11 protein-coding genes are annotated in these 8,364 nt (G+C 70.1%); 6 read left to right on the top strand and 5 right to left on the bottom strand.

Going from position 1 to position 8,364, the window contains the following annotated elements:
• From VGL85_RS05555 to VGL85_RS05540, 4 genes are all read left to right on the top strand, one after another.
• The coding region (locus VGL85_RS05555) for a BRCT domain-containing protein (protein WP_331586849.1) at positions 1-274 on the top strand (274 nt) is incomplete at its 5' end.
• A gap of 193 nt (positions 275-467) precedes the next feature.
• Positions 468-971 (top strand): hypothetical protein, encoded by a 504-nt coding sequence (locus VGL85_RS05550; protein ID WP_331586847.1) that lies wholly within the window; start codon positions 468-470, stop codon positions 969-971.
• Positions 972-973: 2 nt separating this feature from the next.
• Positions 974-1,495, top strand: a complete 522-nt coding sequence (locus VGL85_RS05545; protein WP_331586845.1) for an RNA polymerase sigma factor — start codon at positions 974-976, stop codon at positions 1,493-1,495.
• Positions 1,488-1,793 (top strand): hypothetical protein, encoded by a 306-nt coding sequence (locus tag VGL85_RS05540; protein WP_331586843.1) that lies wholly within the window; start codon positions 1,488-1,490, stop codon positions 1,791-1,793. Before VGL85_RS05545 ends, VGL85_RS05540 begins: the two co-directional genes overlap by 8 nt.
• Positions 1,794-1,996: 203 nt before the next feature.
• Here VGL85_RS05540 and VGL85_RS05535 read toward each other — a convergent pair whose 3' ends face one another.
• A complete protein-coding gene (locus VGL85_RS05535; RefSeq protein WP_331586841.1) occupies positions 1,997-3,829 on the bottom strand; it encodes an aminopeptidase P family protein in 1,833 nt (610 codons plus the stop codon).
• Positions 3,830-3,869: 40 nt separating this feature from the next.
• Positions 3,870-4,736, bottom strand: coding sequence for a 50S ribosomal protein L11 methyltransferase (locus tag VGL85_RS05530; protein ID WP_331586839.1), 867 nt, complete (start codon positions 4,734-4,736; stop codon positions 3,870-3,872).
• Between the two features lie 152 nt (positions 4,737-4,888).
• On the opposite strand from VGL85_RS05530, the gene VGL85_RS05525 reads away from it, so the two are divergent.
• Complete coding sequence (locus VGL85_RS05525) at positions 4,889-5,572, top strand: Hsp20/alpha crystallin family protein (RefSeq protein WP_331586837.1); 684 nt, start codon at positions 4,889-4,891, stop codon at positions 5,570-5,572.
• A 186-nt stretch (positions 5,573-5,758) separates the two neighbouring features.
• A complete protein-coding gene (locus VGL85_RS05520; protein WP_331586835.1) occupies positions 5,759-6,274 on the top strand; it encodes a glutathione peroxidase in 516 nt (171 codons plus the stop codon).
• A gap of 157 nt (positions 6,275-6,431) precedes the next feature.
• Here the strand turns inward: VGL85_RS05520 and VGL85_RS05515 are convergent, their stop codons facing one another.
• From VGL85_RS05515 to VGL85_RS05505, 3 genes are all read right to left on the bottom strand, one after another.
• A complete protein-coding gene (locus VGL85_RS05515) occupies positions 6,432-6,896 on the bottom strand; it encodes a BLUF domain-containing protein (protein ID WP_331586833.1) in 465 nt (154 codons plus the stop codon).
• Positions 6,897-6,981: 85 nt separating this feature from the next.
• The gene (locus VGL85_RS05510; RefSeq protein WP_331586831.1) at positions 6,982-7,314 is read right to left on the bottom strand and encodes a hypothetical protein; all 333 of its coding nucleotides are present in this window, start codon (positions 7,312-7,314) and stop codon (positions 6,982-6,984) included.
• Between the two features lie 150 nt (positions 7,315-7,464).
• Entirely contained in the window at positions 7,465-8,064 is a 600-nt protein-coding gene (locus VGL85_RS05505; protein ID WP_331586829.1) for a hypothetical protein, read from the bottom strand.
• Between the last annotated feature and the right edge of the window lie 300 nt (positions 8,065-8,364).

Raw genomic sequence — 8,364 nt, 5'->3', positions numbered from 1 at the left:
GAAGACCGACACGGCGGTGGCCGGCAAGACGGTGGTGTTCACCGGCGCGCTGGAACGCCTCACCCGCGACGAGGCCAAGGCCCAGGCCGAAGCCCTGGGCGCCAAGGTGGCGTCGTCGGTGTCGAAGAAGACCGACATCGTCATCGCCGGGCCCGGCGCGGGCTCGAAACTGAAGACCGCCGCCGAACTCGGCCTGCAGGTGCTGACCGAGGACGAGTGGATCGCGTTGATTTCTGGAACCCTCGCCCCGCAAAGCGGGGAGAGGGCAGGGTGAGGGGAGCGGCCTTTCCGCGCGAAAGGCCCGTCGACCCTGCCCGCTGAACCGCTGCGGCCCCCTCACCCCTCCCTCTCCCCCGCGAAGAGCGGGGGAGAGGGCAAAAAATTGCATCCATTCGCGCGTCCCGCGGCGACTAAGCTTCACTAGGGCGGCGTTGAGGCGCCGCTCGATCCGCAAAGGAGCGCGGCCCGTGACCTTCGACTGGGACAAGCACTGGTGGTTGATCATCATTCTGGCCGCCCTGGCCGTGCCGATCGTGCAGGCGATTTTCGAGCCCTGGAACCGCTATCTGCGCTATCGCCGCCAGCGCGACGCCATCGACGCGCTGAAAGTCTATGCCGCCCAGGGGCGCGAGCCGCCGCCGGCGGTGCTGGACGCGCTCGGCGGCCGGCGCTTCCGCTGGCAGGCCGCGGCCGAGACCGTCGCCGATGCGGCCACCGCCAAGGCCGCCGACAAGCGGAGCCGCCGCCAGGATCGCTGGGAGCGCCGCTGGGAGTACCGCAATGCCGCAGAGCCGTTGCGGCGCTGGAACTGGGCCATCTTCGCCGGCGCGGTCACGCTCGGTTTCAGCCTGGCCTGGCGCTACGGGCATCAGAACAACGACGCCTATCTGATCGTCGCCATCATCGCCGGCGCCCTGACCGCGGCCGGCGTCGTCACCGCGCTCTTGGCCACCTTCTGGCGGATCGACTGATCTTGTCCGAGCCGGACGCCGATCTGGTCGCGGCGGCCCGGCGCGGCTCGCAGCGGGCCTTTCAGCAGCTGGTCGAGCGGCATCAGCAAGCCGTGCGCGGCTTCCTGCGCCGCGCCTGCGCCGACGCTCGCGACGCCGACGACCTGGCCCAGGAGACCTTCCTGACCGCCTGGTCGAGCCTGCTGCTCTATCGCGGCGGCGCATCCGTGCGCTCCTGGCTCTGTGCCATCGCCTGGAAGAAGAGCCTGACCCTGCGCCGCTCGCGGGGGCGGGAGCGGCGCCGCCACGACAGCCTCGAGGCGACCCCGCCCAGCGACCTCGGCGCCGAGGCGCGGATGGATCTCGCCGCCGCCCTGCACGGCCTGCCGGACGAACAGCGCGCCGCCGTGGCGCTCTGCCTGGGCGGCGACTTCTCGCATAGCGAGGCGGCCGAGGCGCTCGGCCTGCCGCTCGGAACGATCAAATCGCATGTTCAGCGCGGTCGCGCTAAACTGCTCGCCGTGCTCGGAGGCCCGGATGACTGACGCCGAGACCAGATTGGCCGAATTCTGGGACCAGACCGGGGCGCCGGCGCGCGACCTGATCTTCGAACTCGGCGTCCAGCAGGCCATTGCGCGCCGGCGCTTGCTGATCGATGTCGCCGGCCTGACCGTGGGCGTTCTGGTGGTCGGCGCCTTCGTGCTGGCCTTCGGGCGCGATGCGCTCGCCGGCGCCGGCGTACCGGTCGCCAGCTTCGACGCCGTCGGCCCGATCCTGGCCGCCGTCGCCGCCATCGGCGCCGCCATGCTCTGGTTCGGCCGCGCCCCGGCGGACGAGGCGTAAATACACGCACAATCAAGACTTCTCCCAAAGGGAGAAGGAGGGACCCGCGCACGCAAGTGCGTGGGAGGATGAGGGGTTACGGCCTCTCGGATTAGCCTGAAGCGGCGTACGCCCTCATCCTCCCATCGCAAGCGCGATGGGCCCCTCCTTCTCCCCACGGGAGAAGTCTAAGAGGCGCGGCTCACGGCGGTGAATTATGTCGCTCAGTCTTCCGCGCGATCGATCAGGGGCTTGCAGACCTCGGCCAGCCAGGCGGCGGTGTCGGGGGGGACCAGGGGGCCGATCACCGCCAGGACGCGGGCGTGGTAGGCGTCCAGCTGTTCGATCTCTTCCGGATTGAGCAGCACCGTCTCGATCAGCCGCCGGTCGATGGGCGCCAGCGTCAGGGTCTCGAAGGTCAGCATCGGCCGCTCGCCGCCGGAGACCGGGTCGGCGTTGACCACCACCTGCAAGGTCTCGATGCGGATCCCGAACGCGCCTTCCTTGTAGTAGCCGGGCTCGTTGGAGACGATCATGCCCGGCTGCAGCGCGATGGTGCTGGGCGCCTTGGAGATGCGCTGCGGCCCCTCGTGGACGCCCAGATAGCTGCCGACGCCGTGACCGGTGCCGTGGTCGTAGTCCAGGTCGGCGGCCCAGAGCGGCGCGCGGGCCAGGGGATCGAGGCTCGACCCCGTCGTGCCGGCCGGAAACCGCACCCGCGCCAGGGCCAGATGGCCCTTCAGCACCCGGGTGAAGCGGTCGCACATCTCCGGCGACGGCTCGCCGATGGCGACGGTGCGGGTGACGTCGGTGGTGCCGTCGAGATACTGGGCGCCGGAATCGACCAAGAGCAGCGAACCCGACTGCACCCGCTTGTTCAGCCTGAGCGTCGGGCGATAGTGGACAATGGCGCCGTTGGAGGCCGCGCCGGCGATGGTGTCGAAGCTGAGGTCCTTCAGCGCCCCGGTCTGCTCGCGGAAGCCTTCCAGCTTTTTCACCACCTCGACCTCGTCCGGCAGCGAGGTCTGCGCTTCGGTGGCCAGCCAGTGCAGGAAGCGGGTCAGGGCCGCGCCGTCGCGGATGTGGGCGCGGCGGGCGCCCTCGATCTCGACCGCGTTCTTGGTGGCGCGGGGCAGGGCGGTGGGATCGGGCGCGCGCACGATCTCGGCCCCGGCGACGGCCAGGGTCTCGAAATACCAGGCCGAGGACTGGCTGGGATCGACCACCACGCGGCGACCCTTCAGCGCCGCCAGGGCGGCCGGCAGGGCCTCCGGGGCTGAAACCACCACCTCGTTGTCCAGCCAGGAGGGCAGCTCGGGCGACACCTTGGCCGGGTCGAGGAACAGGATCGCCGATCCGTCGGCGTTCAGGATCGCCTGGGCCAGCGGCAGCGGCGAGCGGATCACGTCGCCGCCGCGGATATTGAACAGCCAGGCGATGGAGGCCGGCGCGGTCAGCACCGCGGCGTCGGCGCCGACGCCGATCAGGCCGCCGCCGACCCGCGAGCGCTTCTCGGCGGAGGATTCGCCGGCGTATTCCAGCGGATGCGGCACGACCATGGCGCTGGGCTGGGCTGGCCGCTCGCCGCCCCAGGCCTGGTCGAGCGGATTGGCCGCCACCGGCTTCAGCGCGGCGCCCGCGCGCGCCGCCGCGGCGCTCAGCCGTTCCAGCGCGTCGGGGCTGTGCAGGCGCGGGTCGTAGCCGACCGTCTGGCCCTTGGCGAGCGCGGTCTCCAGATAGGCCGGCACGCCGCCGTCGACCAGGTCGCGCACCTCGAACAGGGCCGGATCGACCTGGTCGCGCACCTGCAGGGCGTAGCGGCCATCGACGAAGATGGCGGCCTTGTCCTTCAGGATCACCGCCGCCCCGGCCGAGCCGGTGAAGCCGGTGGCCCAGGCCAGCCGGTCGTTGGCGGCCGGCAGGTACTCGTTCTGATGCTCGTCCTCGTGCGGCGTCAGGAAGCCGTCCAGCCCCTGCGCCGCCATGGCCTTGCGGATCAGCGGCAGGTGCTTGCCGCCAAAGGAGGGATCGGTGGTTTCGTCGAAGGTCTGGCGCATGGGAAGAACCTAACCCTTCTCCCCTCGCGGGAGAAGGCGCCTAGGCGCGGGCCATAACCAGTGTGACCCAGGCGTCGCGATAGAGCCTGCGCTCGAACCGAAGCCCCTGGGCCAGGTAGGCGGCGCGCACCCGTCGCTCGTGGCTCCGCAGCAGGCCGGAGAGGATCACCCGGCCGCCGGGCGCCAGCGCCGAGGCGATCGGATGGGCCAGCGCCACCAGCGGCCGGGCCAGGATGTTGGCGAAGATCAGGTCGTAAGGGCCGGCGGCCTGGATATGCACGTTGGCGAGATCGCCGGCGGCATGGAAGCGCACGCGGGCGGCGTTCAGCCGGGCGTTCTCGCCGGCGATCCGCACCGAAGGGCGGTCGATGTCCGTGCCGCGCACGATGCGGCTTCCGGTTCGGGCCGCGGCGATGGCCAGCACGCCTGTGCCGGCGCCGACGTCGAGCACGCGCCGGAAACGGCGCGCCTTCAACAGCCGGTCGAGCTCGATCAGGCAGCCGACCGTGGTGCCGTGGTGGCCGGTGCCGAAGGCCGCCCCCGCCTCGATGCGCAGGTTGACCATGTTCGGCGGCGCGCGTCCGCGATCGTGCTGGCCGAAGACGAAGAACCGCCCAGCGCGCACCGGCGGCAGGCCGGACAGCGCCATGGCGAGCCAGTCGGCGTCGGCCAGCGCCTCGACCGCAACGCTCAGCCCCGGCCAGCCGCCCAGCACGCGGCGAAACCCGTCTGCCTCCTCAGGCGTGACCGGAAAGGCGTCGATGCGCCAGACCCCGCGCGCCTCGTCCTCCTCCAGGATGGAATAGGTCGCGGCCTCCAGGCCTGCGTCCTCATCGATGGCGCGGGCGGCGGCCTCGGCGTCGGCGCGCGGCCCGCGGGCTATGATCTGCAGGGCTTGCTCGGTCACCTGCGCCTCTTACGGCGCCCCGCCGGGTTTGTTGCAAAAACTTGATCGCGGCGTCGCGGAACTCTGACCTTCGCCGGCGATTGTGGGGGCGAGGCCCGGGGGCGCGCGGACCAACCACCACCACACCCACTCCAGCCAAACGGAGGCCTTCCATGGCCGAGACCCCACAATCCACGCCGAACGCCGACAAGACGCAGTCCCCGCAACGCGACGGCGAGCGCAAGGGCGGCCAGACCGTCCAGGGCGAAGCGCGGTCCTTCCAGCAGAACGGCGGCGATCTCGCCCACGACGCCGCCGAGACCGGCCGTCAGATGGCGGAAACCGGCCGCCGCGCCGGCCGCGAGGTCGCCGAGTCCTGGCGCGCCTCGATGGAGCCGTTCACCGCCATGCAGATGGAGATGAACCGCTGGTTCGACGACACCTTCCGCCAGCTGGCCGGCTTTGGCCTGTTCCCGTCGCTCAGGGCGGCGCGGCCGTTCGCCATGGCCGGCGCCGCGCCGCTGTTCGGCCAGCCCGCCGCCGACATCAAGGAGACCGACAAGGCCTATCTGCTCGATGTCGAGCTGCCCGGCCTGACCCGCGACGATGTCGAGATCGCCATCCAGGGCGACGTGCTCAGCATCTCGGGGCACAAGGCCGAGGTGCGCGACGACGCCACCGCCGCCTACCGCATCAGCGAGCGCCGCTTCGGCCGCTTCGAACGCGCCTTCCCGATTCCGCCGGACGTGGAGCGCAACCGGATCGAGGCCGCCTTCCGCGACGGCGTGCTGAAGATCACCCTGCCCCGAGACACCCAGGCCGGCCCGCCGAAATCCAGGATCGAGATCAAGGGCTAAGTCTTTATTCCGCTCATCCCCGCGGAGGCGGGACCCAGGTTTTTTACCGCCAAGGACGCCAGGTTCGCCAAGGTTCCGCTCTTCTTGGCGTCCTTGGCGCACTTGGCGGTTCATCTTTGACGCGCGCGGCGTCGCGCGCCTAGGGTGCGGCCGACAAAACGCCGTCACGCAAAAGGAGCGCCAGCCATGGCCGAGAGCGTCTACGACATCCCCGTCAACCGTATCGACGGGGCCCCGGCCTCGCTCGGCGACTACAAGGGCAAGGTGGTCCTGGTGGTCAATGTGGCCTCCAAGTGCGGCCTGACCCCCCAATACGAAGGCCTGGAAAAGCTCTACGAGAACTACATGGACAAGGGCCTGGTGGTCACCGGCTTCCCCGCCAACGAGTTCGGCGGCCAGGAGCCCGGGACCAACGCCGAGGTCGCCCAGTTCTGCACCACCAATTTCGGGGTCAAGTTCCCGATGTTCGAGAAGATCGTCGTCAAGGGCGACGGCCAGCACCCGCTCTACGCCGCCCTGACCAAGGCCGTCCCGGTCGCCGAAGGCGTCGGCGACCGCGCACCCGCCGACGGCTCGGTGCTGTGGAATTTCGAGAAGTTCCTGGTCGCCAAGGACGGCCACGTCGCCCGCCGCTTCTCCCCCCGCATGACCCCCGACGACCCCATCATCGTCGGCGCCATCGAGGCCGAACTGGCGAAGTAAAAGACTTCTCCCAGAGGGAGAAGGAGGGGCCCGCGCGCGCAAGCGCGTGGGAGGATGAGGGGTTACCGCGTTTCAGGCTAATCCGAGAGGCCGTAACCCCTCACCGTCCCACCGGCTTCGCCGGCGGGCCCCTCCCTCTCCCTCCGGGAGAGGTCTTTTAGGCCGCCAGGCTTTGTTGTTCGCTGAGCACGCGCCAGTGGACGTCGGCGACGGTGGCGAGCAGGCGCATCAGGGTGCGGTCGGGGATCTTGGTCGGGTCGAAGGCGCTCTTCGGGTTCAGGGCCGACAGCACCGCCTCGTCGTTGGCGGTCAGCATGCGCGCGCACATGCTCCATTGCTCGAACAGCCGTCCATCGATCTCGCCCTGGCTGATCGGCAGGGCATGGTGGTGGCGCGGGTCGGCGGCGATGGTGTCGAACAGCCTGTCCACCGCGGCCCTCGGCCCCTCCAGCGCCTGCACGAACCAGCCCTTGTGGGCGATCAGCAGGCCGGTGATCTTCGCCTTGCGGTTGGCCGCGATGGAGCGGCTGACGATGCGGGTCAGCGCCGCCTTCAGGTCGTCCTGGCACACCGGGGCGATGTGGCTGGCATAGATCAGGCGATAGGTCGGCGCGATCGGCACGGGACGGTCTCTGGGGTCAGCTTGGAAGATCGAACCCCGAGCTTAGCCAGACAGGGTGAGCGGCCCGTGAACTTTGCGAAATTATTTAAGACCCGACCCCGTTGCGGTGCAGGATGGTCAGCAGGGTCTTGGCCTTTTCCGGCAGGTCGGCGGCGATCCGCGAGGCCAGTTCGCGCACGCCGGCGGGATAGGCTTCGCCGCCCTCGGCGATCTCCAGGGCGCGGGCGGCCAGCACCTCCAGCTCGGCGCCGACGGCCTCGACCTGTTCGGCGGCCAGCACGCGCGCCTCCCATTGCAGGCGGCGGATGCGCTCGGTGGCGGATTCCGGCCCGCGCGAAATGGCGACCACCTCGCTGTTGGCCGGCTGGGCGGCGTCGAGCTCGGTGTCGGGCACTGGACTGAGGTGGCGAACGGCCATGCGTTTAGGCTCCGGTGGGTGTTGGAGGACCGTGCGATCACGATCCCGCCCCGCCTACCCAAACCCAACCCCATGGGCAGCCGTTCCCACAGCCTAGGCTGATTCCTTAACGCAAAACGTCACTGTTGCCGCAAAGGCACAGCGCGGCGCTTACATGGGCGGCGCGACGCCGCCGACGCCGGTCGAGATGGAGTTGGAGATCAGCCCGCCGCCGGGCCCCGGCGCGGCGACCAGGAAGACCGAAACCCCAGGCTGGATCAGCGATTGCGCGCCGCCCGGGGTGATCTGCACGATCGGCGCGCCGGCCGGCACCACCACGTGGCGGGTTCCGGACGGATAGCTCACGTCCAGCGCGCGGCCGGCGCCGACGGCCTTGACCGTGCCCACCGTGCCGTTGGTCATCATCGCGCCGGGCTGCAGGTCCCAGGGATAGTGGCCCTCGCCCATCTTCACGCCGGGCGGGAAGACGTGCACCTCCAGCGACAGGCCGGTGCCGTCGGCCTGCGGCATTTCGGTGGTGCCGATGAAGCTGCCGGGCACGATGGCGTCGGCGCTGATCGGCGTCAGCACCGAGACCTTCCAGTCGGGCGCCAGCGCCACGACCACCGGCTTGCCGTCGCGATCGGTCACGGTCACCGAACTGGCGCTCACCGCGGCCACCACGCCGCGCACCACATGGAACCCCTGCGCCGCCACCGGCCCCGCCGCCATCAGCGCCAGCCCAACGGCCAGCATCACCAAACGCTTCATGCAAGTCTCCCGAATCCAGCTTCGCCTTATAGAAGAAGACGAGACAGACTGTCTCGATATTCCCTTGCCTCCACCGTAGCGGGAGGGGGACCACTATTCTTGATCCTCCCCCTACGGTGGAGGATCGGAGACTCAAGGCTTGGCGATCACCCGGCTCGCCTTCGCGCCGTGGTCGTAGCGGGAGGGGCCGGCGTAGACGCTGACCTCGACCAGGATGTCGCCGCCGGCCGTTTCGGCCCAGATGTACGAGCGCTCGATGGTGACGCCGCGTCCGGCCGCGGTGAAGCCGTCGAACGCATC

This window comes from Phenylobacterium sp. (assembly GCF_036501465.1).
Classification (GTDB): domain Bacteria; phylum Pseudomonadota; class Alphaproteobacteria; order Caulobacterales; family Caulobacteraceae; genus Phenylobacterium.
Note: the sequence above shows the minus strand (reverse complement) of the source record. Positions and strands in the feature narration are given on the sequence as shown.